A 25,604-nucleotide genomic window follows, 5' to 3' on the forward strand; every position below is an offset into this window, starting at 1 on the left:
ACTACGTGGCGTCGAAGGGCGACGCGGAACTCGAGCGCAAGACCGTCACGTTCACCCGCGACACGCAGGCGCCCGCCAACCGCCGCCGGCGGATCAAGGACCGCGGCATCTACTACCGCATCAACGCTGGCGCCTACACGGGCTGGTGGGTCCGCGAGCACTACCCGAAGGCCTTCCTGGTCGGCGAGTACCTTCCGACCGTCTGCCTGCCCGCGCGGACGCTCACCTTCCCGGCCAACACGAGGGTCACCTGTCATCGGCTCGGTGAGAACGGGCGCTTCACCGGGCACCGCGCCGTGCGATTCCGGAGCCCCGTCGACGCTCCCTTCGACCGGCGCGCGATCGTCAACGGCCGCCCCATGTACCGGATCTCCGCCGGGCAACTCGCCGGCCGCTGGGTGTGGAGCGGGGATGTGCGCACCGACGGGCACTGAACCGGCGCGTCCGGCACGGAGCTCGGTGCCGCCATTCGCTGCGTCGCGGCCGGCCGGAGGCTCCTGCGGTTCCGGCCCCTCTAGAGCGTGGGCGGCGCCGGCGGCACCGGGTACTCGTGGGCGACCGTGCGGGGATCCTCGAGTTCGGCGAGCGGGGCCCAGCATTCGTAGACGCCGCGTTCGACGCAGGTCGCGTCCGAGGCCATGACGGCCTCGATGTCGGGTTGGCTCAGGCGCAGGCGGACCCAGTCCTCGTTGCGGCCCAGTGCCAGGACCTCGATGTCGCGCCAGCGCGCGCGGGTGTGGAACCGGCGCGGGGCGGTGACCGGACTGCGGCTCGCGGCGCCGCGGGCGTAGGCGTGGAAGCCGTGGCCGGGGTCGGCGGTGATCGGGACGCGCTCGCCTTCGTGCTCGCCGGTGATCCCGGCGTGCACGGACGGGTTGACGCGGAAGAGGGTCCGGCCGGTCTCGAGGCCGGGGATGCGGTTGACGAGGTCGCGGTGGCGGGCTCCGGCGACGCGGTTCCACACGTTCGTCTGCGGCTGGTACTGGAACAGCGTGATCTCGGCGCCGTCGGGCGTGTACGCGAGGATCTCGGCGCGGGCCGTCAGCGGCAGGTCGGCGAGGCCGGCGGTCGCGAACTCGGGGATGAGGTGGGTGCCGCTGGGGAGGAACCCGGTGCCGAGGATCATCGAGCCGCGGCGCTCGCGGCCGGGGATGCCGACGAGTCCGGGGAAGTTCGCGAGCTCGGTGGGAACGTAGTCGTCGGGGCCGATCGCCCGCCAGCGCAGGGCGAAGGCGAGGTCGCGGACGTCGTCGGGGTCGCCGGAGAGGACGACGCGCTCGCCGGGGAACCGCAGGTGGGCCACGTCGAATTCGCGGAAGCACACGCCGCTGACCAGGGGCGCGGACGTGAGCTGGCGCGAGACCTGGTGCCGGCTGAGCGGCTTGACCATGCGGGTGCCGGGGGCGATGAACGCGGTGGCCCTGCTCGCGGCGACGAGGGCGCGCTCGGCGGGGCCGATGCGCGGGTTCTGGCTGTACTGGTGCACTGTGGACGCCGTGATCCCGGGCATGACCGGGATCGCGAGCGGGGCGACGCCGGCGAGGAGCATCTCCCCGCCGGGGCTGGTCACCTCGGAGGCGTGGACGAATCGGTGGTAGGCGGTGCCGCCGGCGTGGAAGCCGGGCTCGGCGGTGTCCGAAAAGATCTCGAAGGCGGCGCCGGCGGCGACCGCACGGGCCCGGTACCGCCTGTCACGCCAGACGATCTCAGTGATGCCGGTCTTCGCGGCAGGTGGGGCCTGCATGACGCTGAGTGTACGGAGACGGGTGAACGTTCCGGTTAACTGAACGTGAACTCCAGCGGATGCGGGGCCGCAGAGCTGGGCTCACACCGTCTCGGTGACCTTTTTGAGACCTCTTGGGGCGTCGGGGTTCTCGCCCCGTTCATTTGCGAGGTGGAGTGCGAGCCGTTGCAGCGGAAGGATGTCGAGCAGTGCCGCGATGCGCTCGTCGACCGCGGGAGTGGCGAGGCGGGTGGTCTGGCCGGGGACGTCGGCGGCGCCGACGATGACGACGTCGGCGCGCTGCTTCTCGAGCCGGGTGAGCACGTTCCACATGGCGTGGCCGCCGGGGCCGGAGCCGACGACGGCGAGGACGGGGACGCCGGGGTCGGCCATGGCGAGGGGCCCGTGGAGGAGGTCGGCGCCGGAGAAGGCGAGCGCGGGGAGGTAGGAGGTCTCCATGAGCTTGAGGGCGGTCTCGCGGGCGGTGGGGTAGGCGTAGCCGCGGCCGGTGGTGACGAAGCGGGACGCGAAGCGGTACCGGCCGGCGAGGTCGGCGACGGCGGGGTCGTCGAGGACGCTCTGGGCGAGTTCGGGGAGCTTGTCGAGGGCGGCGGCCTCGGCGGTCTCGAGTCGGCCGGTGCCGGTGCGGATGCCTTCGACGAGGAGCAGGAGGGTGAGGAGTTCGGCGGTGTAGGTCTTGGTGGCGGCGACGGCGCGTTCGTGGCCGGCGCGGACGTCGAGGTGGAGTTCGGCCTCGGCGGCGAGGCGGGAGTCCGGGTTGTTGGTGACGGCGAGGGTGAGGGCGCCGCCGGCGCGGGCGGCGGCGACGACCTGGGCGAGGTCGGGGGATCCGCCGGACTGGGAGACGGCGATGACGAGGCTGTCGGACCAGTCGGGGCGGGCGTCGTAGACGGTGACGACGGAGGGGCTGGCGAGGCTCGCGGGCAGGCCGAGGCGGATCTCGGTGAGGTAGGCGGCGTAGAGGGCGGCGTGGTCGGAGGTGCCGCGGGCGGTGAACACGATGGAGCGGGGGCGGCGCTCGGCGATGATCGCGGCGATCCGGGCGATCTCGGGGGCGCCGTGGTCGAGCACGCCGGCGTAGACGTCGGGCTGCTCGGCGATGTCGGCGGCCATGCCGGTGCCGGGGCGCTCGTCGGCGCCGGTGGTCTCGGGGACGCCGGCCTGGGGCTGGTTCACGGGACGCTCCTTGTCAGACGGATACCGCACAGAAATATTAAATAAACCTTCATAATGAAGCCTAGTCGACGCGGTCGGGCGCCGTCCACCGCCGCGGCGGCTTCCCGCAGACCGGACGGTACCCGCTCGGCGATCCCCCAACCCTCCTTCGATTTCACCCCGTCGTCAACGCCCTCCGGACGGTCGCGCAGGTACCGGTAAGGTTGACCCACTGAATTCCCGACCACCAAGGAGGAAGCCATGGCGAAAGCAGCTCGCAAGCGCAAGTCGCGTAAGAAGAAGGCCGCCAACCACGGGAAGCGGCCGAACAGCTAGCGCTTGGCGGGGCAGGCGGCCGTGGCCGCTACTGCCCCGCGATGGCACTGGCCCTAGGACAAGAACGAGACTTGCCCAGATGACCGAAGCGCCGCGCGACGCGCGCGAGCAGAACCAGCCGAGCACCCGCGAGCGGATCCAGCAGACCGCGATCGCGCTCTTCAGCGAGCACGGCTACGAACACACCTCTCTCAGGGAGATCGCCGAGCACCTCGGCGTCACCAAGGCCGCGCTGTACTACCACTTCAAGACCAAGGAAGACATCGCGGCGAGCTTCTTCGAGTCCTACGCGAACGACCTGGACCGCATCTGCGACTGGGGCGAGACCCAGCCGTGGGGGCTCGAGACCCGCACCGAACTGCTGCGCCGCTATGCGGAGGTCATCCGCGCGCACGTGCCGGTGCTGAGGTTCATGCAGAACAACCAGGCCGCGCTCACGCGCCTGGACCGCATGTCGGTCTTCCGGCTGCGGCAGCGGCGCCTGCACGCGCTGCTCGTGGAGTCGGACGCGCCGCTCATCGACCGCCTGCGGGCGTGGGACGCGATCACGACCCTCTACAGCAACTGGATCACCTTCCCGCGGGTCGACGACTACGACTCCGAGGACGAGATCCGCGAGGCGTCGCTCCAGATCTCGATCGGCATGATCGAGAGGAACGCCGCCTCCTGAGGCGGGGACGCCCGGGCGCGATCAGCGGTCGCGCTCGGCGACCTCGCTGAACAACTCGCTCACCTGCTCGATCGCGTGGAGCTTCTGGCGCAGGCGCTCCTTGACGTCGTCGGGCGCCTTCTCCTTGCTGCAGCAGCGGTGCACGATGGTGCGCACCTCCTGCTCGATGCCGTACTCGGAGAGGCAGGGCGAGCACTCCTCGAGGTGGTCCTTGATGACGTCGCGGCGCACGTCGGAGCACTCCTGGTCGAGGTAGAGGTAGACCTCTTCGAGTACCTCGCGACAGTCGAGCCTGGGCTTGTCCGGTTCGCTGGTCACGACTGGCCCTCCTGTGCGGGCGAGAGGCCGCGGTCGGCGGCGTAAGAGCTCAGCAGCTGGCGGAGCTGCCGCCGGCCTCGGTGCAGACGGGACATGACGGTGCCGATGGGCGTGCCCATGATGTCGGCGATCTCCTTGTAGGAGAAGCCTTCGACGTCGGCGAGGTAGACCGTCAGGCGGAAGTCCTCGCCCAGGCGCTGGAGCGCGTCCTTGACGTCGGAGTCGGGCAGGTGGTCGAGGGCCTCGGTCTCGGCCGAGCGCAGCCCCGAGGCCGAGTGGGACTCGGCGTCCGCGAGCTGCCAGTCCGTGATCTCGTCGGTCGGCGAGGTCAGCGGCTGGCGCTTCTTCTTGCGGTACGAGTTGATGTACGTGTTCGTGAGGATCCGGTACAGCCACGCCTTGAGGTTGGTGCCCTCGCGGAACTGGTGGAACTTCGAGTACGCCTTCAGGAACGTCTCCTGGACCAGGTCCTCGGCGTCGGCCGGGTTGCGCGTCATGCGCAGGGCGGCGCCGTAGAGCTGGTCGATCAGGGGCATCGCGTCGCGTTCGAACCGCGTGCGGCGCTCCTGGGCCGTCTCGCTTCCTGCCTCGGTCACCGTCTCCCTCTCGTCGGCCTCCGAAAAGCCTACGGCAGGGGTGTCGGCGGGGACGGCGGAAATACCCGTGGCGGTGACGCCGCCGACGGGCTCGGCCCTGTAGTCGGGGGACCATTCGGGTCCGCTCAACAGGGCGGCGAGGCGCTCGTCTTCGCGTCCGCGGACGGTGGTGGTCATGCGATGCGCTCCTTACAGCGAGGTCGGAGACTCGTACGGCTCAACAGCGCGGTTCACCGGTTCATTCCGCCCGCGGCGAAACCGGGCGCGTCGGCTCCGCCACACCTTGCCTCCAGGGACGGCAGGCGCCGGGAATCCCGGCAAATCCCTGAAAACCCTCGAAATGACTACTTTGTGGATTGAATCGATAACTTTCGGTGCGAGGAGTCGTTATCGTGGAGGGGCCCGGAAGGGTCCGCATCGCGCCGGGGACATCGGCGCGTGTTCTCCCAGTACCTGCCCCGGGCCGGCGGACTTGACACCGCCGCCGGTCCGGGGAGGTTTCCGACCTCCGCCGCGCAAAGCGAAAGGCCGCGACGGTCGCCCTGGGCGGGCGGTCGCGGCCATCCGGTTCGGTGAGCGCTAGGCGCCCACGGCCAAGGGGTTGATGTCCTTCCAGACCTCGATCATCGCGCGGCGCTCGCGGGGCGCGGTGGCCCCCCAGACGCCGTGGCGGTCGCGGGCCTCGAGGGCGCGCACCAGGCAGGGCGTGCGCACCGGGCAGGACGCGCACATGGCCAGGGCCTCGTCGATGGGCTCGCGGGGCTCGGGGTACATGACGTCCGGCTCGGCCTCGGCGCAGTTGCCTCGGCGCAGCCAGTCGTCGGCGCTCATCCGGTACGCGCCAGGGGTTCCGCTGCGGTATTCGGCGGCGTCGAGCAGCCGGGGGTCTTTCCGGGCGCGGGCTACTTCTTCGGGGCGGATTCGCCGCATTGCTGCCTCCCTATTTCACACTGCCGCCGCAGCCCTTCCCCGCATCGTTGCCTCGATGCCCGGAAGCGTTCCCTTCAGCCGGCGACGGCTTGTACACGAAAGACCGACGAGTTGTGGTACAGATACCAACGCACTACTGTGATTGGATTCACAATCCTGGAAGGGTCGAGGGGCTGGGCTCGCCGTCCACCGGGCGGACGAGCTCCGGACCGTCGTTGGTCGTCCGGCCCACACCGCGGCCGACCTTGCGGATCTCCAGCTCGTCGAGCAGCGACGGGCGCGGGCCCGCGAGCAGTTCGTCCTCCGCCGCGTCCTCCTCCCCCAGCCAGGCGGCGTAGCGCTCGGGCGGCAGCACGTACGGCATGCGGTCGTGGATCGTCTCCATGGCCTCGCCGACGGCCGGGCAGGTGAGCACGGTGAACGTGACCAGCGTGAGGTCCCCGCCCTGATCCCCCGCCTTGCCGTTCACGCGCCAGGTGTCCCACAGCCCGGCGAAGACCACGCCGCCGGGGCGGGTGAAGAAGTACGGCTGCTTCCCCCCGCCGGGGAGCTTGCGCCACTCGTACCAGCCGTCGGCCGGGACGAGCGCGCGCCGCGACGCGAACGGGCGCTTGTAGGCGCGCGAGGTCGCGACGGTCTCGATGCGCGCGTTGAACATCCGGGCGCCGACACCCGGGTCCTGGGCCCACGGCGGGACCAGGCCCCAGCGGGCCAGTTCCACGACGCGCTCGCCCTTGGACTTCGAGCGGCGCACCACGGGCGCCTGGTCGGTGGGCGCGATGTTGTACCGCGGATCCCAGGCGCCCGCGATGAGGTCCGCGGCGTCGAAGAGCGCGGCCATGCTGGGGCTCGACTTGCTGTTGGCGTACCTTCCGCACATGCCCACACCGTAACCCCGGCCACCGACAGTCCGGCTCCTCCGGTTCGGGCGCCCGGTTCGAACGCCGGGGCCTCGCGCCACCCCGGCCCGGCGACCACCCGGTTCCCGCCCACCGGACCACTAGACTGGCGGCGTGAACGCAACCGCCGCCCCTGAGAAGCGCCGCTGGGAGGCCCCGTACGCGGAGGCCAGCATCGACGCGGTCGTCCGCGTGCCCGGCTCGAAGTCGATGACCGCCCGCGCCCTCGTCCTCGCCGCGCTCGCCTCCGGACCGAGCACGATCCGCCGCCCGCTCATCGCCCGCGACACGCACCTCATGGTCGCCGGACTGCGGTCGATCGGCGTCGCGGTCGACACCGGCGACGACGACGCGTGGACGGTGACGCCCGGCGAGTTCCGAGGCGGGTCCTCAGTGGACTGCGGCCTGGCCGGGACCGTGATGCGGTTCCTGCCTCCAGTCGCGGCCCTCGCCGACGGCCCCGTGGCCTTCGACGGCGACCCGCACGCGCGCAAGCGCCCCAACGACGGCGTCATCAAGGCCCTCCGCGGCCTCGGCGTCGACATCGAGGACGGCGGCCGGCTCGCACTGCCGTTCACCGTGAACGCGACCGGCCGCGTCAAGGGCGGCGCCCTCGAGGTGGACGCCTCAAAGACCTCGCAGCTCGTGAGCGCCCTGCTCATGGCCGCGCCCCGGTTCGAGAACGGCCTCGATCTGCGCCACGTCGGCGACCGGCCCGTCCCCAGCCGCCCCTACCTCGACATGGTCGTCCAGATGCTCCGCCAGGCCGGGGCCGAGGTCGACGACTCGGAGCCGAACCGCTGGCGCGTCGCCCCCGGCGAGCTCCAGGGCCGCGAATGGACCATCGAACCCGACCTCCAGAACGCCGCGCCGTTCCTGTGCGCCGCCGTCGCGGCGGGCGGGCGGGTCACCGTCGAAGGCTGGCCGACCGAGACCACGCAGGCCGGCGACGCGATCCGCGACGTCCTCGTGCGGCTCGGCGCCCGGGTCGAATGGACCCGCGGCGGCCTCACCGTCATCGGGTCGGCCGCGCCGATCCCGTGCGAACTCGACCTCGCCGACGCCTCGGAGCTGACCCCGTGCCTCGCGGCCCTGTTCGGCGTCAGCGAAGGCCCGTTCGCGATCCGCGGTGTCGCCCACATCCGCGGCCACGAGACCGACCGCGTCTCGGCCCTGGTCACCGAGCTGCGCAAGATCGGCGCCGACGTCGACGAGTTCGAGGACGGCTTCCGCGTCAACGCCGGCGGCCGCACGCCCGGCACCTGGAGCACCTACGCCGACCACCGCATGGCGCACGCCGGCGCGGTCGCCGGCCTCGCCGTCCGCGGCCTCGTCCTCGACGACGTCGCCTGCGTCTCCAAGACCTGGCCCGACTTCGCGGAGGCCTGGGAGCAGGCCGTGCACGGGAAGGGGTAGCCGTTGCCGAAGCCGGACTGGGTCGACGACGCCGACGACGACGAGGAGGAGTGGGACGAGGACGACGTGCGGGTGCGCCCCGCGCGGCGCTCCAAGCCCCGCACCAAGATCCGGCCCAAGCACGCGAACGCCGTCGAAGGCTTCGTGACCGCCGTCGACCGCGGCCGCTACACCTGCCGCATCGGCGACAGGACGGTGACCGCCATGAAGGCCCGCGAGCTCGGCAAGCAGTCCATCGTGGTCGGCGACCGCGCCGGCCTCGTCGGCGACCGCTCCGGGAACCCCGGCACCCTCGCGCGCATCGTGCGGATCGCGGACCGGCACGGGGAGCTGCGGCGCTCGGCCGACGACGAGAACGCCACCGAGCGCGTGGTCGTCGCCAACGTCGACCAGCTCGTCGTCGTCGCCTCCACTGTGGACCCGCCGCTGCGGTACGGGTTCGTGGACCGGTGCCTCGTCGCCGCCTACGACGCCGGCGTCGCGCCGATCCTGTGCCTCACCAAGAACGACCTCGCCCCCGAGACGGCCGACGAGGTCCGCGCCTACTACTCGCAGCTCGACCTCACCATCGTCGCCACCGAGCCCGACGCGCCGCTCGACGGGCTCATCGCGCTCCTGCGCGACAAGGAGAACGTGTTCTTCGGCCACTCCGGAGTCGGCAAGTCCACGCTCGTGAACCGGCTCGTGCCCGGCGCCGGCCGCGCCGTCAGCGAGGTCCGGTCCATCGGCAAGGGCTCGCACACCTCCACCAGCACCGTCTCGTTCGAGCTTCCCGGCGGCGGCTGGGTCATCGACACGCCCGGCGTCCGGTCCTTCGGGCTCGCGCACGTCACCGCCGACTCGATCCTCAAGGCGTTCCCCGAACTCGCCGAGGTGGCGCAGGAGTGCCCGCGCGGGTGCACGCACACCCCCGAGATCGGGGACTGCGCGCTCGACGCCGCCATCGGCCCCGACGACCCCCGCGCCGGCCGCCTCGCGTCCTTCCGCCGCGTCCTCGCCTCACTGCACGAAGCGGACACGAAGAACTGAGGCGACGCCACGACTCAGTAGTATGAGCCCATGCCCTCTTCCAGCTACAACGACGATCTCGGCCTCGCGCATCTGCTCGCGGACTCGGCGGCCCAGATCGGAACGAGCCGGTTCCGGTCCTCGGACCTCCGGGTCTCGTCGAAACCGGACATGACCGAGGTCTCCGACGCCGACACCACCATCGAAGAGGTGCTGCGGTCCACGCTCTCGCGCGCCCGGCCCCGCGACGGGATCTTCGGCGAGGAGTACGGGGACAACCCCGGCGCCTCCGGCCGCAAGTGGGTCATCGACCCGATCGACGCCACCCGCAACTACGTCCGCGGCGTGCCGATCTGGGCCACGCTCATCGCCCTGTTCGACCGCGGCGAGCCCGTGGTCGGCGTCGTCAGCGCCCCCGCGCTCGGCCGCCGCTGGTGGGCCATGAAGGGCGCCGGGGCCTTCGCCGGGCGCGACCAGCGCGCCGGGAAGCGCATCCACGTCTCCAAGGTCGGCTCGCTCGCCGACGCGTCGGTGAGCATCTCGTCGATCACCGGCTGGTCGAAGCTCGACCGGCAGGGCGCGATGCTCGGGATGCTCCACGAGGCGTGGCGCGAGCGCGGCTTCGGGGACTTCTACTCGTACTGCCTGGTCGCCGAAGGGGCCGTGGACATCGCGGCCGAACCCGAAGTGGCCCTGTGGGACCTGGCGCCGCTGGCGCTCATCGTCGAGGAGGCCGGCGGGACCTTCACCGACCTGCGCGGGCGCCCCGGCCCCGACGGCGGGTCGGCGCTCGCCACGAACGGGCTGCTGCACGACGAGGTCCTGGAGCGGCTGAAGATCCGCTAGGACGCGCAGGAGGGGCGGGACCGATGCGGTCACGCCCCTCGTTGCGTCCAGTGGCGCGCCGCTAGCGGCGCTCCGCAAGGAACTGCAGGTGCTCGCCGCGCTGGTGGATGCCGCCGCCCTCGTGGCGGTTCCACGGCCACACGGTGATCCGCTTCTCGCCCTGCCAGCGGTTGTACGCCGCGAACACGGTCGAGGGCGGGCAGACGTCGTCCATGAGGCCGACCGAGTAGAGCGCGGGCGCGGTGCCGCGGGCGGCGAAGTGGAGGCCGTCGAAGTAGTCCAGGGTCGCGAAGACGCGGTCCTCGCGCAGGCGCTGGCCGGAGAGGAACTCGACGATCTCCTGGTACGGGAACGCGTCGGTGATGGTGACGGCGCGCCGGAAGTGGGTCAGGAACGGCACGTCGATCATGGCGCCGGCGAGGTCGTCGCGCAGGCCGCCGACCGCCTGGGTGATGCCGCCGCCCTGGCTGCCGCCGGCGACGACGATGCGGTCGGGGTCGATCCCGTCGATGCCCTTGGCGACGTCGACGGCGCGGTAGGCGTCGGTGAAGACCCGGCGGTAGTAGTAGTGCTCGGGGGATTCGAGGCCCTGGGTCATCCAGCCCTTGTTGGTGGGGCCGGTGGTGCCGTACGGGTCGGCGGTGTCGCCGGGCTGCCAGTTGCCGAAGCCCTGGCCGCGGGTGTCCATGACGAAGTGCGCCCAGCCGGCGGCGGGGTAGGTGGTGTGCGCCCAGGGGTAGGAGCGGCCGCCGGAGTAGCCGATGTACTCCACGACGCACGGGAGCGGGCCCTCGACGCCCTTGGGCTTGACCAGCCACGCCTTGATCGGGTGGCCGCCCCAGCCGGCGAAGGCGACGTCGAGGACGTCCACGGTGACGAGCCCGGCGTCGTAGGGCTCGAGCCGGACGTCGAGGCCGAAGCCGCCGGCCTCGGTGAGCGTCGTCTTCCAGAACTCGTCGAAGTCGGCCGGTTCGGGCACGTCCGGCCGGTATTCGCGGAGCTGTTCCAGGGGGAGGTCGAAAAGAGCCATGGGGGAATTTGTAGCACGACCCAACGAAAGAGTCCAGCGCCCCGAGGCCGCACGGAAATGCAACCGGTTGTCACGCCTGTACCAGCGCTTGCCATCCGCCCGCTGAGGCCGGTGCGTCATCGCAGACCTCGTCTCTTTCTATTTCGGGCCGAACTCTTGCAAACGCTGTCCGAAGGGGTTTACGGTCACAGACACGAACATATCGATGTTCGTAAATACAACCCTCACAGAGAGAGGACCACGGACATGGAACATGTCTTCGGCAACAGGCACTCTCGCCGCACGCTCTTCACCGCCGCGGGTGCCGTCGCCCTCGGGGCGGCCGCCGCGCCGCTCGCCGGCCCCGGGAGCGCCCTCGCGCAGACCGGCAGCCCGGTCGGCTGGGCCACCCAGAACGGCGGCACCACCGGCGGATCGGGCGGCGGCACGACCACCGTCACCTCGGCCTCGGCCTTCGCCTCGGCCGTCAGCGGCGACGCCCGGAAGATCGTCCGCGTCAGCGGCACCATCCAGATCTCGGGCATGGTCCGCGTCGGGTCGAACACGACCATCGTCGGCAACTCCGGCGCCACCCTCACCGGCGGCGGCCTCACCCTCCGGACCGTCAGCAACGTCATCATCCAGAACCTGCGCTTCCGCGGGTACGCCGACGACGGCATCAACGTCGAAGAGCGCTCGCGGAACATCTGGATCGACCACAACACCTTCGAACCCGGCACCGACGGTGCGTGCGACATCAAGCGCGAGTCCGACTTCATCACCGTCTCGTGGAACCGGTTCAACGGGACCGACAAGACCTGCCTGCTCGGCCACAGCGACAGCCACACCGTCGACCGCGGCAAGCTGCGGGTCTCCTACCACCACAACTACTTCAACGGCACGACGCAGCGCACCCCGCGGGTCCGCTTCGCCGAGCCCGTCCACGTCTACAACAACTACTACGCGAACGTGCGCTCGTACTGCATCGCGACCACCATGGACGCCGGCGTCATCAACGAGGGCAACTACTTCGAGAACTGCAACCGGACCGTCGACATCGGACAGGGCGACTCCGGCCCCGGCCGGATCGTCTCCCGCAACAACCACGTCGTCAACTCCCCCGCCCCCGTCAGCCGCGGGTCGGTCGCGGGCGTGCCCTACGGCTTCCAGTTGGACACGCCTTCGCAGGTCAAGTCCATCGTGAGCGGCGGGGCCGGCGCTCGCTGACCGCGCACCTCCCCGATGGAGCGGCGCGGCCCCGGTCCGAGGACCGGGGCCGCGCCTCCCGCGTTCAGGCCCAGGGCAGGCCGAGCTCACTGAAGAGCTTCCCCTGAGTGGCGGCGTCGACCACGGCCCGGTCGACGCCCTTGAGGATCGTCACCGGGTCGTCGCCCACCCGCTCGAGGTGCTTCTCGTCGACCAGGCGCGGCACCGGCGAGGTGAGGACCTGCTCGAGGACGCCCGTGAACGGCTTCGACCGGCGCAGACCGGAGATGAGGCCGACGCCGCGCTGACGGTGGGCGAAGAGGTTGTCGAGGAGGTTGGTGGTGCCGTACTGCTTCGCCTCGGTCTCGCCCGGCAGGCGCAGGAGGTCCTCGCGGAAGCCGTACCAGGCCTCGCCCTCGGTGCCTTTGATGTAGATGTCGCCTTCGACCTTCTGCTCGCCGCAGAGGGTTACGGCCACGGTGATCCTGACGCCGTTCTTGTTGGTCGCGCGCCAGACGGCGGTGTCGTCCACCTCGATCGACTCGCGGGTGCGCAGGCGCTCGAGTTCGACCGGGCCGTGGAGGGGCCAGTCGCCGGCGAGGGCGATGGCCTGCTGGGAGGCGTGCGCCCACGGGTTGGCGAGGGCGCCGTCGGCGACGAGGGTGCCGTTGAGCTCGCGCTTGCCGGCCCATGCGGAGCGGCGGTAGTACGAGTCGGGGCGCTGCCAGGAGCCGGCGACGCCGACGGACTCGATCTCGCCGAACCGGCCCGCCTCGATGGCGTCGCGGACGGCGTTGAACGCGTGGGACCCGAGGGCCTGGAAGCCGACCTGCACGTTGCGGCCGGTCTCGGTCATGACGTCGTAGAGCCGCCGGTACTCGTCGAGGTTGGTGACGGGCGGCTTCTCGAGGTAGACGTCGCAGCCGTGGCGCATCGCCGCGCTCGCGATCGGCAGGTGGCTGGGCGGCGGGGTGGCGATGATGACGACGTCGGGGTCGGTGGCGTCGAGCATCGCCCGGTAGTCGTCGAAGACGGGGGTGTCGCCGATGGGCGCGCCGTCGAGCTCGATGATCTCGGCGGTGTCGCACATGCCGACGAACGCGAGCTCGCCGCGCTCCTTGCGCGGTTCGAGGTTGTACCGGCGGTGGTGGAGGCCGAAGCCGTTGGCGCCCACGAGGGCGACGCGCGGGATGCTCGTTGTCACAAGTGCTCCAGGGTGGTGGCGACGCCGTGCCGGTCGAGTTCGCGCAGCCATTTGGCGGCGGCCCGGCGCAGCTGGTGGTTGTCGGCGAGGGGTTCGGGGACGACCTGGCGGATGCCGAGGATCGCGTCGATGCGCGCGGCCGGGGCGGGGCCGGCGGCGGCCAGGCTCTGGCGCAGGACGTCCTTGAGCGGGTCGTCGAGCGGCAGGTCGTTCCCCGCGTCGGACTTCCCGGCGCAGAAACGCGTCCAGGCCGCGAGCGGGAGCGCGATGAGGTCGAGGTCGATCCCGGCCTCGGCGAGGTCGAGCATGGTCGCGAAGAGCCGCTGCGGGAGCTTCTGGGAGCCGTCCATGGCGATCTGGACGCACCGGTGGCGGATGCCCGGGTTCGCGAACCGCTCGAGGACCGCTTCGCCGTAGGCGACCGTGTCCTGTCCGTCGGGCGGGACGAGGCTGGGCGCGATCTGCTCGGAGATGAGCCAGCGCGCGAAGTCCTCGGCGCCCGGGAGGGCGAGCGTCTCGCTGATGGTCTCGATGTCGGCGAGCGCGCCGAGGTAGGCGAGCGTGGAGTGGACGCCGTTGAGGGTGCGCAGCTTCAGGCGCTCCCAGCCGGCGACGTCGGTGGTGAACGTGGCGTTCCAGTCGGGCCGGGGCCCGGCGAAGTCGTCCTCGATGACCCACTGCGTGAACGGTTCGGCCTCGACGGCGGCGAGGTCGGTGACGCCGAGCTCGCCGAGGGCGCGCTCGTAGGTCGCCTTGGTGGAGGCCGGGACGATCCGGTCGACCATCGAGGACGGGAACGTGACGTGCGCGTCGGCCCAGGCGCGGGTCGCGGGGTCGAGGAGCGGCTCGACGGCGGCGCGCGTGGTGGTCCCGTTGTCGGGCAGGTTGTCGCAGCACAGGATCGTGAGCGGCGGCCCGCCGCGGGCGGCGCGGCGGGCGAGCCCGTCGGCGAGGAGCCGGGGGACGCCCTGCGGGTCGCGGTAGGCCTTCTCGGTGACCGTGAGCGTGACGACGTGGGTCGAGGGCGCGGCGACGAGGTCGAGCGCCCGGTCGCGTTCGCTGGCGATGTGGAGGGTGCCCACGATCGAGCCGATGACTCGCATGGAGACGCCGTCGCGCGTGGCGGCGCCGGGTGCGCCGAGGGTGGCGACGGAGTAGAGGCCGTCCTGGGCGGCGAGGGCGTCGATGACGCCGCGCGAGCTGGGCGCGGCGACGGTGATGCCCCAGTCGGTGTCGTCGGTGTAGACGGCCTGGTGGGCGCGGTGGAACGCGCCGGCGCCGATGTGGAGGATGCCGGAGCGGTCGGGGCGGTCCCCGGGGACCCGCACGTCCCCGGGGAGCCGCTTCAGGACCTCGTCGTTCAGGAGGCCGTTCAAGAGGTCCGCCACGCCGGCCCGTTCGGGAAGGAGTACTCGGCGATGGACTCGTCCTTGAGGGTGACGGAGTATCCGGGCTGCGTGGGGAGCCGGTAGCGGCCGTCCACGACCGTGACCGGGTCGGTGTAGTGCTCGTGCAGGTGGTCGACGTACTCGATCATGCGTCCCTCCAAGGTCTTCCCGATCCGAAGGTATTCGAACATGCCGAGGTGCTGCACGTATTCGCAGAGTCCCACGCCGCCGGAGTGCGGGCAGACGTCGACGCCGTGCTTGGCGGCCATGAGGAGGGTGGCGAGGACTTCGGGGATGCCGCCGACCCGGCAGGCGTCGATCTGGCAGACCTTGATGGCCTCGGCCTGGAGGAGCTGCTTGAAGATGACGCGGTTGGCGGCGACCTCGCCGGTGGCGACCCGGATGGGGGCGACGGCCTTGGCGATCCTGGCGTGGCCGAGGATGTCGTCGGGGTGGGTGGGCTCCTCGATCCAGTACGGGTCGAAGGCCGCGAGCTGGCGCATGTTCGCGATCGCCTCGGGGACGGACCAGATCTGGTTGGCGTCCATCATGAGGAGGCGGTCGGGGCCGAGGACGTCGCGGATGATGCCGGCGCGGCGCACGTCGTCGGCGACGTCGGGCGAGCCGACCTTCATCTTGGCGGCGGTCCAGCCTTCGGCGACGGCCTGCTCGGTGAGGGCGCGGACCTTGTCGTCGGAGTATCCGAGCCAGCCGACCGAGGTGGTGTAGGCGGGGAAGCCGTCGTTCTCGAGGACTTTGAGGCGGTCCTCGTAGCCGATGCGGCCGTCGTCGAGGATCGCTTCGGCCTCGGCGCGGGTGAGCTCGTCCTCGATGTGCCGGTAGTCGACCTGGGCGGCGAGTTCGGCGGAGTCCATCTCGGCGAGGAGGCGCCACATGGGCTTGCCTTCGAGCTTGGCGCGCAGGTCCCACACGGCGTTGATCACGGCGCCGACGGCCATGTGGGTGGCGCCCTTCTCGGGGCCGAGCCAGCGGATCTGCGGTTCCTGGACGATCGAGCGGGAGAACTCGACCGGGTTCGCGAAGATCTCCTCGACCGTCTTGCCGACCACGAGGTGCGCGTACGCCTTGACGGCCTGCGCGACGATCTCGGTGCCGCGCCCGCCGGTGAAGGTGAACCCGGTGCCGGTGGGGCCGCCGTCGGTGAACAGCTCCACGTAGCAGGCCGAGTAGTCGGCGCGGTTGATCGAGTCCGAGCCGTCGCCGGCGGTCGCGGTCGGGAACCGCACGTCGTGGACCTCGAGGCGTTCGATCTTGGTCGACACTTACTTTTCCAATCCGTAGATCTTGCGGGGCAGGTTGTACGCCAGGTCGACGGCCACTTCGGCCGCTTCGCCCTCGGTCATGCGGTGCTCGGCGACGAGCCGCGCGAGGAAGGACGCGTCGATGCGCCGTGCCACATCGTGCCGCGCGGGGATCGAGCAGAACGCGCGGGTGTCGTCGACGAAGCCGGCGGTGTTGTAGAACCCGGCGGTCTCGTGGATCGCCTCCCTGAAGCGGCGCATCCCTTCGGGCGAGTCGAGGAACCACCAGGGCGCGCCGGCGAAGACGGCGCTGTAGCCGCCGGCGAGCGGCGCGATCTCGCGGGTGAACACGGTCTCGTCGAGGGTGTAGAGGACGATCCGGAAGCGCGGGTGGTTGCCGAACGCGTCGAGCAGCGGCTTGAGCGAGCGGGTGTACTCGGTCGCGTTGGGGATGTCGCCGCCGACGTCGCGGCCCCAGCCCTCGTACAGCCACTGGTTGTGGTTCCGGTCCGCTCCGGGGTGGAGCTGCATGACCAGGCCGTCGTCGACGCTCATGCGGGCGAACTCGACGAGCATGAGCGCGGGGAAGCGCAGGATCTCGGCGTCGGTCGCCTCGCCTTGGAGGGCCTTGGCGTAGATCTCGGCGGCGGCCTTCGGGTCGTCCTCGGTCGCGGCGGTGAGGTTGCCGTGGTCGGTGCAGGTGGCGCCGGCGGCGATGAAGTCCTGGCGGCGGGCGCGCAGCGCCGTGAGGAAGCCGTCGAACGTGGCGGTGTCGTGCCCGGTGAGCGCGGCCAGGGCGTCGACTCGGTCCTTCCAGCCGGGCCAGCCGGGTTCGACCAGGTTGTCCGGCCGGAACGTGGTGACGACCTTGCCGCCCCTGCCGCCCCACCGGCGCCCGTTCGCGGCGGGCATCGCTTCGAGGGCCGCGTGCGGTTCCAGCGAGTCCACCGGGGACTCGGTGGTGGCGAGGACCTCGATGTTGAACCGGTCAAACAGGGCGCGGGGCCGGTAGGCCGGCTCGGCGAGGCGCGCGGAGAGGTGGTCGTAGAACTCGTCGGCGGTGTCGGCGTTCAGGTCCTTGTAGATCCCGAAGACCTCGGCGAAGGTGTGGTCGAGCCACAGTTTCGAGGGGGTGCCGCGGAACAGGCGGTAGTGCTCGGCGAAGCGCCGCCAGATCGTGCGTCCGTCCACTTCGGAGGGCTCGCCGCCGGTGGAGGGGACGCCGAGCTCGTCGGGCCGGACGCCCTGGGAGTACAGCATCCGGGTCAGGTAGTGGTCCGGGACGACGAACAGGCGCGCCGGGTCGGGGAACGGCCGGTCGTCCGCGAGCAGGCGCGGGTCGACGTGCCCGTGCGGGCTCACCAGCGGCAGGTCGGCCGTGTGCCGGTGGAGCTCGCGCGCGATGGCGCGCGTGCGCTCGTCGGCGGGGAACAATCGGTCGGGATGGAGGCTCATCGGCGTGTACTCCGTTGGGGGGAAAGAGAAGCGGGGCGGGCGGGGCGGCGGGTGCGGGCCATCCCTCAGCGCTCCGTCTTGAACAGGTCGGCGACGGCAACCGATTGCCCGGTGCGGATCGACTCGTTGGACGCCAGGCCGGCGGCGAGCGCGTTCACGCCGTCCTGGGCGTTCGCCGAGCGGTCGTGGGGGTCGGTGTCGCCGTCGAAGAGGACGCCGAGCATGCGGGCGTCGCCGCCGCCGTGGCCGGCGCGGTTGTACTCGCCGAGGTCGATCTCGGTCGGCTTGGTCCAGAAGGGGTGGACGGTGAGCTCGTACCGGCCCTCTTCGGCTGCGGCGTGGGTGCCGTGGATGCTCGCGCCGTTGGGGCCCTTGAGCGCGGGGTTGACGTGGTCGTTCTCGACCACGAGCAGTTCCAGGCGGCCGCGGGTCCCGTTGAAGTGGACCCGGTAGCCCTCCCACGGCGAGTAGGCGGTGAGCCGGTACGAGAGCGTGACGCCGGAGTCGTAGTCCACGAGGGCCATCATGTCGTCGTAGATGCTCACGCCGGGCGCGAACACCGACTGGTCGCGGACGTACCCGTCTTCGTCCTCGGCGTCGAGGTACAGGGCCTTGAGGGTCGGGTTCTCCTCCATGTGGAGCGCGAACGGGTCGTCGGCGGCGAGGGGGGAGCCGTGGACGCGCTCGTAGCCGCGGTCGTGGCCGTTGGCCTTGCCGTTCTCGCCGTAGAAGGCGAGCCGGCCCTTGGCGAAGGCGCTCACGGGCGCGGCGTCGAGCCACCAGTTGACGAGGTCGAAGTGGTGGCCGGACTTGTGGACGAGCAGGCCGCCGGAGTTCGCGGCGTCGCGGTGCCAGCGGCGGAAGTAGTCCGCGCCGTGGCGGGTGTCCAGGAGCCAGTCGAAGCCCACGGAGGTGATCTCGCCGACCGCGCCTTCGCGGAGCAGTTCGGCGACCTTCTCGTGGAGGGGGTTGTACCGGTAGTTGAAGGTGACGGTGACCGTCCCGGCGGACCTGGCCTCGGCCTCGAGGATCTGCGCGGCGTGCTCGGCGGTGGTCGTCAGCGGCTTCTCCGAGATGACGTCCTTGTCCGCGGCCAGCGCGGCGAGGATGTACTCGTGGTGGGTGGCGTCGACCGAGGTGACGATGACCGTGTCGGGGTCGGTCTCGGCCAGGAGGCGCCCGAAGTCGGCGGCGTCGTACGCGGCCGGGGCGGGGAGACCGGCGGCCTCGACGGCGGCGGCGTGGTGGGCGATCCGCTTCGGGTTGGGGTCGGCCAGCGCGACGAGCGCCGCTCTGTCACCCCGCTCGATGATCGCGTCGACGTACATCGTGGCGCGCGATCCGGTCCCGACGATGGCATAGCGATGCGGCGTGCCTGACATGTGACTCCTTCGTCTGCGAGGTTCTGGTAAACGCTATCTGAGAACCTCACGCCAGGCAATACCGGTGCGGATTTCCGACTCCCGGGCCTCGCCGGGGCTCGCCCGTCGCACCTACTTCGGCGTGGCCTTCGCGAAGGGCGGCTTGACGACCCGCACCGGCAGGCGCCGGCCGCGCACGTCGAGTTCGAGCTCGGCGCCGGGCTTGTACGCGGCGTCCAGGAGCGCGAGCGCGACGCCCCGCTTCAGGGTCGGCGCGTGCGTGCCGGAGGTCGTCTCGCCGACGGGCGTGTCGTCACGAGCAGGGTCAAGCACGGTCATGTGGGCGCGCGGCACGCCCTTGCCGGTGGCCTCCAGGCCCCACAGCCGGCGCTTCGGGCCCTCGGCCCTCTCGGCGTCGAGGGCGGCCTTGCCCCAGTACTCGGGCTTGTCCCAGCCGATCGCCCAGTTCAGGCGCGCCTGCACCGGCGTGATGTCCATGCTGAGATCCTGGCCGTGGAGCGGGTAGCCCATCTCCAGGCGCAGGGTGTCGCGGGCGCCGAGGCCGCACGGCGACGCGCCGGCGACCAGGATGCCGTCGAACAGGTCGAGCGCCGCCTCGTTCGGGACCACCAGCTCGAATCCGGTCTCGCCGGTGTAGCCCGAGCGGCAGACGATGACGTCGGCGTGGTCGACGAGGTGCTCGCGGAAGCTCATGTACTCGTGGTCGTGCGGCAGGCCGAGGTACTGGAGGATCCCCGGGGCCTCCGGGCCCTGGACGGCGAGCACCGCGAACTTGCGGTGCACATCGACGACGTCGATCCCCTCCGGCGCAGCCGCGGCCAGGCGGCGGGCGACCTCGGCAGCGTTGGCGGCGTTCGGGATCAGGAAGATCTGGTCGTCGCTCAGCCGGTACGCGATGAGGTCGTCGACCACGCCGCCGGACTCGTCGAGGCACAGCGTGTACTGGGCGCCGCCGGCGCCGATCCGGTCGAGGTCGTTCGCGAGGCACCGGTTCACGAACGCGGCCGCCCCGGGACCGGTGACCCAGACCTTGCCCAGGTGCGAGACGTCGAAGACGCCGACGCCGGTGCGCACCGCCTGGTGCTCGGCGAGCACCCCGCTCGGGTACTGCAGCGGCATGTCCCAGCCGGCGAATTCGGCGAACTTGGCGCCGAGGGCGATGTGGCGGGAGTGCAGCGGTGAGGTGAGCAGCTCGGACATGGGACAGAGCCTATCGCGTGCGTCCCAGTGACTAGGATCGGAGCATTTGGTCCTCGACACAGCTAAGGAAGCAACGTGACTGAACTGCTGAGCGCCTCCGGCGACGCCGCCCGAGCGGACGCCGAGGTCCTCGTCGTCGGCGTCTTCTCCGGCGAGGACGCCCCCGTGCTCCCCGAGAGCCTCGCGGGCGTCGACGCCCGGTTCGGCGGCCGGCTCGCCGAGCAGCTGGCCGCCCTCGGCAACACCGGCGCGGCCTCCTCCCTCACCCGCCTGCCCGCCCCCGCCGACCTCCCCGCGACCCTCGTCTACGCCGTGGGCCTCGGCGACGCCGGCGACCTCGACGACGAGACCCTGCGCCGCGCCGCCGGCACCGCCGTCCGCGCCGCGTTCGGCAAGCGCTCGGTCGCGATCGCGTTCGAAGGCGACCCGGAGGCCACCGCGACCGGCGCGATCCTCGGCGCGTACAAGTTCGAAGGCTTCAAGACCGACGGGAACGGGGACGCCGCGCCCGAGTCGATCAGCGTCTACGGTGCCTCCGATGACGCCGTCGCCAAGGCCCGCGTCCTCGGCGAGAGCGTCGCCCTCGTCAAGGACTGGGTCGCCGCGCCCGCGAACCTGCTGCGTCCGCCGACGTTCGCGATCGAGATCGAGCAGGCCGCCCTCGCGGCGGGCCTGGAGGTCGAGATCCTCGACGCCGAGGCGCTCTCCGCCGGCGGCTACGGCGGCGTCCTCGCCGTCGGCGGCGGCTCGGCCGCCGAACCGCGCCTGGTCCGGCTCACCTACCGGCCCGAGGGGGCGCGCAAGCACATCGCGCTCGTCGGCAAGGGCATCACCTTCGACTCCGGCGGCTACTCCATCAAGCCCGCCGCCGGCATGTGGGAGATGAAGTTCGACATGGCCGGCGCCGCGGCCGTCGTCGGCGCGACCATCGCCGCCGCGAAGCTCGGCCTGGACGTCAACGTCACCTGCACGGTCGCGCTCGCCGAGAACCTCGTCTCGGGCTCGTCCTACCGGCCCTCCGACGTGCTCACCATCCGCAACGGCATGACCGTCGAGGTCCTCAACACCGACGCCGAAGGCCGTCTGGTCCTCGCCGACGCCCTCTCGCGCGCCGTCGAGGACGAGCCGGACGCGGTCTACGACGTGGCGACGCTCACCGGCGGCCAGCTCGTCGCGCTCGGCCGCCGCACCATGGGCCTCATGGGCACCGACTCCGAGACCGAGCGGGTCCGCCGCCTCGGCGAGGCCGCCGGCGAGCCCGGCTGGCCGATGCCCTTCCCCGACGACATCGCCAAGCTCATGGAGTCCTCGATCGCGGACGTGTCGCAGGTGGCGGCCGGCATGAAGCGCGACGGGCACATGATTCAGGGCGGGATCTTCCTGTCGAAGTTCGTGCCCGAGGAGATCCCGTGGGCCCACCTCGACATCGCCGGCCCGGCCGACGCCGACTCGGCCTACGGCTACACCGCGAAGGGCGCGACGGCCGTCCCGGTGCGCACCCTGGTGGCGCTGCTGGAGGAGCACGCGGGGTAGTCCACCGCCGCTTCACCGCCATGTGGCGGGAATGTGCGGAGAAGTTCTCGCAATGTTGACCGCGGCCGGTCCGCAAAGGGCCGGCCGCGTCTCGCTACTGGGGGCGCTGGCGTTCGAGCTTCTTTCGCGCGTCGTAGTCGCGCTTGCGCTGGGGGTAGCCGACCTTCGCGACCTCGTACACGGGGATGTTGTGCTTGCGGCCCAGGGCGAAAGCGCCCGAAGGGCCGTCGACGCGGCGGCGGGTCCACTCGCCGTCGTGCGCGATGAGCATGACCGTGGTCTCGGTGACGGTGGTCTTGGGCTCCACGTACGCCTCGACACCCGTACGCGTGTTGATGAACTCGACCAGGTGCCGCTGGTCGCCGTTGTCGGAGGCGCGGTCGAGCGTCCCGTCTCCTTGTTTCCTCTTCCGTCCGAACCAGCCCACAGCCGCCCCTTCCCGCACCCGCCGGATGTCGACTTTCAAGCGTACACACGCGCTCTGACACCTGTGTCCAGCCGCACACGAACTTGACTTTCGGAAGCTCCCAGCAAGCGGTTGAATGGTGTTGCACACTCCAAGCACCGGGTCTGGGCGACCACGAGACGCGCCCGGTGGAAGGATGGGCAGCGAACCTAAGCACCCTCGGCGACGCTCGCGGAGCCGTAAATTGGACTGTTATGTGGGGAGAGCAATGAGCGACCCGAACGCAGGATACGACGTCGTCATCCTGGGCGGCGGCAGCGGCGGATATGCCGCGGCCTTCCGGGCGGCCGAGCTGGGCCTGAAGGTGGCCCTCATCGAGAAGGACAAGGTCGGCGGCACCTGCCTGCACCGCGGCTGCATCCCCACCAAGGCCCTGCTGCACGCCGGCGAGGTCGCCGACACCGCCCGCGAATCGGAGCAGTTCGGCATCCTGGCCGAGTTCAAGGGCGTCGACATGCCGGCGGTCAAGGAGTACAAGGACGGCGTCGTCGCCAAGCTGTACAAGGGCCTCCAGGGCCTGGTCAAGGCCCACAAGGTCGACTTCATCCAGGGCACCGGCAAGCTCGTCGGCCCGAACTCGGTCCAGGTCGACAACGGCCAGACCGTGACCGGCAAGAACGTCGTCCTCGCCACCGGCTCGTACTCCAAGACCCTCCCGGGCCTCGAGGTCGACGGCGAGCGGATCATCACCTCCGAGCACGCCCTCGAGCTGACCTCGCTGCCGAGCAAGGCGATCGTCATCGGCGGCGGCGTCATCGGCGTCGAGTTCGCCTCCGCCTGGAAGTCGCTGGGCGTCGATGTCGAGATCATCGAGGGCCTCCCCCGCCTCATCGCGGCCGAGGACGCCGACTCCTCCAAGCAGCTCGAGCGGGCGTTCCGCAAGCGCGGCATCAAGTTCCACACCGGCAAGTTCTTCGAGAAGGTCGAGAGGACCGACTCGGGCGTCCAGGTGACGATCCAGGGCGGCACCGTCGTCGAGGGCGAACTCGTGCTCGTGGCCGTCGGCCGCGGCCCGGTCACCGCGAACCTCGGCTACGAGGAGCAGGGCGTGAACATGGACCGGGGCTTCGTCCTGGTGAACGAGCACCTGCAGACCAGCGTCCCCGGCGTGTACGCGGTCGGCGACATCGTCCCCGGCATCCAGCTCGCGCACCGCGGCTTCCTCCAGGGCATCTTCGTCGCCGAGCACATCGCGGGCCTGAACCCGGCCCCGATCGACGAGACCGGCATCCCGCGCGTGACCTTCACCGAGCCCGAGGTGGCCTCCATGGGCCTCAACGAGGACAAGGCGAAGGAGAAGTACGGCGCGGACAAGATCAAGTCGGTCAACTACAACCTCGCGGGCAACGGCAAGTCGAACATCCTCAAGACGCAGGGCTTCATCAAGCTCGTGGCGGTCGAGGACGGCCCGATCGTCGGCGTCCACATGGTCGGCGCGCGCATCTCCGAGCAGATCGGCGAGGCGGAGCTGATCTACAACTGGGAGGCGTACGCCAACGACGTCGCCCAGCTGATCCACATGCACCCCACCCAGAACGAGGCGATCGGCGAAGCGGCGATGCTGCTGGCCGGCAAGCCGCTGCACGCCCACGACTAATCCACAACCGCAGGAGTTGAACGAACGATGCCGACATCGGTAACGATGCCCGCTCTCGGTGAGTCGGTCACCGAGGGGACTGTCACCCAGTGGCTCAAGAAGGAAGGCGACACCGTCGAGGTCGACGAGCCGCTCCTGGAGGTCTCGACCGACAAGGTCGACACCGAGGTTCCTTCGCCGGTCGCGGGCGTGCTGCTGAAGATCGTGGTGCCCGAGGACACGGACGTGGAGGTCGGCGGCGAGCTGGCGATCATCGGGGACCCGTCCGAGGCCGCCGGGGGTGCTCCGGCCGCTCCGGCGCCGGCCCCCGCCCAGGAGACGCTGCCCGAGCCCGAGCCTGAGATCGCCGCTCCGGCCCCGGCCGCCGAGGCTCCCGCCGCGCCGGCCCCGGCGCCCGCCGAGGGCCCCGCGGGCGGCGCCGCGTCCGGCACCGAGGTGCGGCTCCCCGAACTGGGCGAGTCGGTCACCGAGGGCACCGTGACCACGTGGCTCAAGGCCGTCGGCGACACCGTCGAGGTCGACGAGCCGCTGCTGGAGATCTCGACCGACAAGGTGGACACGGAGATCCCGTCGCCCGCCGCCGGCACGCTGCTGGAGATCCGGGTCGCCGAGGACGAGACGACCGAGGTCGGCTCCGTGCTCGCGATCATCGGCTCCGGCGACGGCGCCCCGGCCGCTTCGGCGCCGTCCGCCGAGCCGACGCCGTCGGTGAAGTCCGAGCCCGAGCCGGAGCCCGCTCCCGCCCAGGCCGAGGGCACGCCGACCGCTCCGGCCCCGGCTGCGCCCGAGGTCGCCGAGGCTCCCCCGGCGCCGGCTCCCGCCCCGGCCGCTCCCGCGGCTCCGTCCGCGCCCGCGGCCCCCGCGGCCCCGGCCGCGTCGAAGCCGTCCGGTTCGTACGTGACCCCGCTGGTGCGCAAGCTCGCCGCCGACAACGGCGTGGACCTCTCGCAGGTTTCCGGCTCCGGTGTGGGCGGACGCATCCGCAAGGAGGACGTCCAGGCCGTCATCGACGCCAAGAAGGTCGAGGCCCCCGCGCCCGCGGCCGCCGCCCCGGCGAAGGCCGCCCCGTCCAAGGTCGAGGTCAGCCCGCTGCGCGGCCGCACCGAGAAGATGTCGCGCCTGCGCCAGTCCGCGGCCAAGGCCCTGCTCTCCTCGATGCAGACCACGGCCCAGCTCACGACGGTGCGCGAAGTGGACGTCACCAAGGTGGCGAAGCTCCGCGCGGCGAAGAAGGACGAGTTCCTCGCCCGCCACGGCGTGAAGCTCTCCTTCCTGCCGTTCTTCTCGATCGCCGCGATCGAGGCGCTCAAGCAGTACCCGATCATCAACGCCTCCATGAACCTGGAGGAGAAGACGATCACCTACCCGGACGCCGAGCACGTCGGCTTCGCGGTGGACACGCCGAAGGGCCTCATCGTCCCGGTCGTCAAGGACGCCGGCGACCTCAACATCCCGGGCCTGGCCAAGCGGATCGCCGAGATCGCCAAGAAGGCCCGCGACGGCGGCCTGGCGCCCGACGACCTGTTCGGCGCGACCTTCACCATCACCAACACCGGCTCGGTCGGCGCGCTGTTCGACACGCCGATCGTCCCGCTCGGACAGTCGGCGATCCTCGGCACCGCCGCGATCGTCAAGCGCCCCCGCGTGATCAACGACCCCGAGCTGGGCGAGATCATCGCGGTGCGCTCGGTCATGCACCTGACGCTGAGCTACGACCACCGCCTGATCGACGGCGCCGACGCGGCCCGCTACCTCGAAGCGGTCACCAAGCGCATCGAGGAAGGCAACTTCGAACACCAGCTGGGCCTCTAGGGGTCCGGCGGTCTGAGCGACCGGAAGGGGCGCGGCGGGAGCAATTGAACTGGTCCCCGATTGTTGGACTGGTGTTTGAAGGCTAGGCCATGAGGGTCTGGGCCCGGTATGCAGCCGGGGTCAGGCCCTCAAGCCGTGTGTGGATGCGTTCGGTGTTGTACCAGCGGATGTA

The 25,604-nt window shown here is 71.2% G+C and carries 24 protein-coding genes and 1 pseudogene; 10 read left to right on the forward strand and 15 right to left on the reverse strand.

The features are described 5' to 3' along the window. Nucleotides 1-434, forward strand: a pseudogene (locus GFD30_RS26465) (D-glucuronyl C5-epimerase family protein); the annotation flags it as partial. 80 nt (nucleotides 435-514) lie between these two features. On the opposite strand, the gene GFD30_RS24625 reads toward GFD30_RS26465, so the two are convergent. Together GFD30_RS24625 and GFD30_RS24630 are read right to left on the reverse strand one after the other, a co-directional pair. Beyond that, nucleotides 515-1,744, reverse strand: a complete 1,230-nt coding sequence (locus GFD30_RS24625) for a hypothetical protein (protein WP_153027805.1) — start codon at nucleotides 1,742-1,744, stop codon at nucleotides 515-517. Between the two features lie 81 nt (nucleotides 1,745-1,825). Further along, nucleotides 1,826-2,857, reverse strand: coding sequence for an SIS domain-containing protein (locus tag GFD30_RS24630; RefSeq protein ID WP_153027821.1), 1,032 nt, complete (start codon nucleotides 2,855-2,857; stop codon nucleotides 1,826-1,828). 303 nt (nucleotides 2,858-3,160) lie between these two features. On the opposite strand from GFD30_RS24630, the gene GFD30_RS28340 reads away from it, so the two are divergent. Together GFD30_RS28340 and GFD30_RS27665 are read left to right on the forward strand one after the other, a co-directional pair. Continuing rightward, on the forward strand, nucleotides 3,161-3,235 hold the full coding sequence (locus tag GFD30_RS28340) for a 50S ribosomal protein bL37 (RefSeq protein ID WP_374209694.1): 75 nt from the start codon (nucleotides 3,161-3,163) through the stop codon (nucleotides 3,233-3,235). A 79-nt stretch (nucleotides 3,236-3,314) separates the two neighbouring features. After that, a complete protein-coding gene (locus GFD30_RS27665) occupies nucleotides 3,315-3,905 on the forward strand; it encodes a TetR/AcrR family transcriptional regulator (protein WP_153027806.1) in 591 nt (196 codons plus the stop codon). A 21-nt stretch (nucleotides 3,906-3,926) separates the two neighbouring features. On the opposite strand, the gene rsrA is transcribed toward GFD30_RS27665, so the two are convergent. The 4 genes from rsrA to GFD30_RS24655 form a co-directional block, all read right to left on the reverse strand. Next, nucleotides 3,927-4,223 carry a mycothiol system anti-sigma-R factor gene (rsrA, locus tag GFD30_RS24640; RefSeq protein ID WP_322633581.1) on the reverse strand — a complete coding sequence of 99 codons (297 nt, stop codon included), beginning with the start codon at nucleotides 4,221-4,223 and terminating at the stop codon, nucleotides 3,927-3,929. Further along, nucleotides 4,220-4,996 carry a sigma-70 family RNA polymerase sigma factor gene (locus tag GFD30_RS24645; RefSeq protein ID WP_153027807.1) on the reverse strand — a complete coding sequence of 259 codons (777 nt, stop codon included), beginning with the start codon at nucleotides 4,994-4,996 and terminating at the stop codon, nucleotides 4,220-4,222. Before GFD30_RS24645 ends, rsrA begins: the two co-directional genes overlap by 4 nt. A 402-nt stretch (nucleotides 4,997-5,398) precedes the next feature. After that, nucleotides 5,399-5,749 carry a WhiB family transcriptional regulator gene (locus GFD30_RS24650; protein WP_153027808.1) on the reverse strand — a complete coding sequence of 117 codons (351 nt, stop codon included), beginning with the start codon at nucleotides 5,747-5,749 and terminating at the stop codon, nucleotides 5,399-5,401. Nucleotides 5,750-5,897: 148 nt separating this feature from the next. Beyond that, nucleotides 5,898-6,629 carry an SOS response-associated peptidase gene (locus GFD30_RS24655; protein WP_153027809.1) on the reverse strand — a complete coding sequence of 244 codons (732 nt, stop codon included), beginning with the start codon at nucleotides 6,627-6,629 and terminating at the stop codon, nucleotides 5,898-5,900. 133 nt (nucleotides 6,630-6,762) lie between these two features. Here GFD30_RS24655 and aroA point away from each other — a divergent pair, with 133 nt between their 5' ends. Genes aroA through hisN form a run of 3 tightly spaced genes read left to right on the forward strand, consistent with a single transcriptional unit; the run spans nucleotide 6,763 to nucleotide 9,918 of the window. Beyond that, the gene (gene aroA / locus GFD30_RS24660) at nucleotides 6,763-8,064 is read left to right on the forward strand and encodes a 3-phosphoshikimate 1-carboxyvinyltransferase (RefSeq protein ID WP_322633582.1); all 1,302 of its coding nucleotides are present in this window, start codon (nucleotides 6,763-6,765) and stop codon (nucleotides 8,062-8,064) included. A gap of 3 nt (nucleotides 8,065-8,067) precedes the next feature. Next, nucleotides 8,068-9,093 (forward strand): ribosome small subunit-dependent GTPase A, encoded by a 1,026-nt coding sequence (gene rsgA / locus GFD30_RS24665; RefSeq protein WP_153027810.1) that lies wholly within the window; start codon nucleotides 8,068-8,070, stop codon nucleotides 9,091-9,093. A 30-nt stretch (nucleotides 9,094-9,123) separates the two neighbouring features. Beyond that, complete coding sequence (gene hisN, locus GFD30_RS24670; RefSeq protein ID WP_153027811.1) at nucleotides 9,124-9,918, forward strand: histidinol-phosphatase; 795 nt, start codon at nucleotides 9,124-9,126, stop codon at nucleotides 9,916-9,918. A 61-nt stretch (nucleotides 9,919-9,979) separates the two neighbouring features. On the opposite strand, the gene GFD30_RS24675 is transcribed toward hisN, so the two are convergent. Then, nucleotides 9,980-10,948, reverse strand: coding sequence for an acetylxylan esterase (locus tag GFD30_RS24675; protein ID WP_153027812.1), 969 nt, complete (start codon nucleotides 10,946-10,948; stop codon nucleotides 9,980-9,982). A 246-nt stretch (nucleotides 10,949-11,194) separates the two neighbouring features. On the opposite strand from GFD30_RS24675, the gene GFD30_RS24680 reads away from it, so the two are divergent. Continuing rightward, a complete protein-coding gene (locus tag GFD30_RS24680; RefSeq protein ID WP_227997034.1) occupies nucleotides 11,195-12,154 on the forward strand; it encodes a pectate lyase family protein in 960 nt (319 codons plus the stop codon). Nucleotides 12,155-12,218: 64 nt separating this feature from the next. Here GFD30_RS24680 and GFD30_RS24685 read toward each other — a convergent pair whose 3' ends face one another. The 6 genes from GFD30_RS24685 to gcvT all read right to left on the reverse strand — a co-directional run bounded on the left by GFD30_RS24685 (nucleotide 12,219) and on the right by gcvT (nucleotide 20,024). Beyond that, entirely contained in the window at nucleotides 12,219-13,337 is a 1,119-nt protein-coding gene (locus GFD30_RS24685; RefSeq protein ID WP_194202106.1) for a Gfo/Idh/MocA family protein, read from the reverse strand. Further along, on the reverse strand, nucleotides 13,334-14,725 hold the full coding sequence (locus GFD30_RS24690; RefSeq protein WP_322633583.1) for a mannitol dehydrogenase family protein: 1,392 nt from the start codon (nucleotides 14,723-14,725) through the stop codon (nucleotides 13,334-13,336). The genes GFD30_RS24685 and GFD30_RS24690 overlap by 4 nt, the downstream gene beginning before the upstream one ends. Then, the gene (locus GFD30_RS24695; protein WP_322633584.1) at nucleotides 14,710-16,008 is read right to left on the reverse strand and encodes an enolase C-terminal domain-like protein; all 1,299 of its coding nucleotides are present in this window, start codon (nucleotides 16,006-16,008) and stop codon (nucleotides 14,710-14,712) included. Before GFD30_RS24695 ends, GFD30_RS24690 begins: the two co-directional genes overlap by 16 nt. Beyond that, entirely contained in the window at nucleotides 16,009-17,442 is a 1,434-nt protein-coding gene (uxaC, locus tag GFD30_RS24700; RefSeq protein WP_153027815.1) for a glucuronate isomerase, read from the reverse strand. Between the two features lie 65 nt (nucleotides 17,443-17,507). After that, entirely contained in the window at nucleotides 17,508-18,824 is a 1,317-nt protein-coding gene (locus tag GFD30_RS24705; protein WP_153027816.1) for a Gfo/Idh/MocA family oxidoreductase, read from the reverse strand. Between the two features lie 111 nt (nucleotides 18,825-18,935). Next, nucleotides 18,936-20,024: a glycine cleavage system aminomethyltransferase GcvT gene (gene gcvT, locus GFD30_RS24710; RefSeq protein WP_153027817.1), complete on the reverse strand. Its 1,089-nt coding sequence runs from the start codon at nucleotides 20,022-20,024 to the stop codon at nucleotides 18,936-18,938. A gap of 75 nt (nucleotides 20,025-20,099) precedes the next feature. Between gcvT and GFD30_RS24715 the strand changes: the two genes are divergently transcribed. Continuing rightward, nucleotides 20,100-21,557, forward strand: coding sequence for a leucyl aminopeptidase (locus tag GFD30_RS24715; RefSeq protein ID WP_322633585.1), 1,458 nt, complete (start codon nucleotides 20,100-20,102; stop codon nucleotides 21,555-21,557). Nucleotides 21,558-21,651: 94 nt separating this feature from the next. On the opposite strand, the gene GFD30_RS24720 is transcribed toward GFD30_RS24715, so the two are convergent. Then, nucleotides 21,652-21,984, reverse strand: coding sequence for an oxidoreductase (locus tag GFD30_RS24720; protein ID WP_227997036.1), 333 nt, complete (start codon nucleotides 21,982-21,984; stop codon nucleotides 21,652-21,654). A gap of 247 nt (nucleotides 21,985-22,231) precedes the next feature. Here GFD30_RS24720 and lpdA point away from each other — a divergent pair, with 247 nt between their 5' ends. Both lpdA and sucB read left to right on the forward strand, forming a co-directional pair. Further along, nucleotides 22,232-23,620, forward strand: a complete 1,389-nt coding sequence (lpdA, locus tag GFD30_RS24725; protein ID WP_153027819.1) for a dihydrolipoyl dehydrogenase — start codon at nucleotides 22,232-22,234, stop codon at nucleotides 23,618-23,620. 27 nt (nucleotides 23,621-23,647) lie between these two features. Beyond that, nucleotides 23,648-25,432: a 2-oxoglutarate dehydrogenase, E2 component, dihydrolipoamide succinyltransferase gene (gene sucB / locus GFD30_RS24730; RefSeq protein ID WP_153027820.1), complete on the forward strand. Its 1,785-nt coding sequence runs from the start codon at nucleotides 23,648-23,650 to the stop codon at nucleotides 25,430-25,432. 82 nt (nucleotides 25,433-25,514) lie between these two features. Here the strand turns inward: sucB and GFD30_RS24735 are convergent, their stop codons facing one another. Next, nucleotides 25,515-25,601 (reverse strand): IS3 family transposase, encoded by an 87-nt coding sequence (locus GFD30_RS24735; RefSeq protein WP_322633022.1) that lies wholly within the window; start codon nucleotides 25,599-25,601, stop codon nucleotides 25,515-25,517. Nucleotides 25,602-25,604 lie beyond the last annotated feature (3 nt).

The sequence above is a fragment of the Glycomyces albidus genome, from assembly GCF_009451885.1.
GTDB lineage: Bacteria > Actinomycetota > Actinomycetes > Mycobacteriales > Micromonosporaceae > Glycomyces > Glycomyces albidus.

What these genes read in the sequence shown, in the direction of transcription:
- GFD30_RS24625 (WP_153027805.1), bottom strand. Translation starts at nt 1,744, where the DNA reads ATGCAGGCCCCACCTGCCGCGAAGACCGGCATCACTGAGATCGTCTGG.
- GFD30_RS24630 (WP_153027821.1), bottom strand. Translation starts at nt 2,857, where the DNA reads ATGGCCGCCGACATCGCCGAGCAGCCCGACGTCTACGCCGGCGTGCTC.
- GFD30_RS27665 (WP_153027806.1), top strand. Translation starts at nt 3,315, where the DNA reads ATGACCGAAGCGCCGCGCGACGCGCGCGAGCAGAACCAGCCGAGCACC.
- GFD30_RS24645 (WP_153027807.1), bottom strand. Translation starts at nt 4,996, where the DNA reads ATGACCACCACCGTCCGCGGACGCGAAGACGAGCGCCTCGCCGCCCTG.
- GFD30_RS24650 (WP_153027808.1), bottom strand. Translation starts at nt 5,749, where the DNA reads ATGCGGCGAATCCGCCCCGAAGAAGTAGCCCGCGCCCGGAAAGACCCC.
- GFD30_RS24655 (WP_153027809.1), bottom strand. Translation starts at nt 6,629, where the DNA reads ATGTGCGGAAGGTACGCCAACAGCAAGTCGAGCCCCAGCATGGCCGCG.
- hisN (WP_153027811.1), top strand. Translation starts at nt 9,124, where the DNA reads ATGCCCTCTTCCAGCTACAACGACGATCTCGGCCTCGCGCATCTGCTC.
- GFD30_RS24675 (WP_153027812.1), bottom strand. Translation starts at nt 10,948, where the DNA reads ATGGCTCTTTTCGACCTCCCCCTGGAACAGCTCCGCGAATACCGGCCG.
- GFD30_RS24680 (WP_227997034.1), top strand. Translation starts at nt 11,195, where the DNA reads ATGGAACATGTCTTCGGCAACAGGCACTCTCGCCGCACGCTCTTCACC.
- uxaC (WP_153027815.1), bottom strand. Translation starts at nt 17,442, where the DNA reads ATGAGCCTCCATCCCGACCGATTGTTCCCCGCCGACGAGCGCACGCGC.
- GFD30_RS24705 (WP_153027816.1), bottom strand. Translation starts at nt 18,824, where the DNA reads ATGTCAGGCACGCCGCATCGCTATGCCATCGTCGGGACCGGATCGCGC.
- gcvT (WP_153027817.1), bottom strand. Translation starts at nt 20,024, where the DNA reads ATGTCCGAGCTGCTCACCTCACCGCTGCACTCCCGCCACATCGCCCTC.
- lpdA (WP_153027819.1), top strand. Translation starts at nt 22,232, where the DNA reads ATGAGCGACCCGAACGCAGGATACGACGTCGTCATCCTGGGCGGCGGC.
- sucB (WP_153027820.1), top strand. Translation starts at nt 23,648, where the DNA reads ATGCCGACATCGGTAACGATGCCCGCTCTCGGTGAGTCGGTCACCGAG.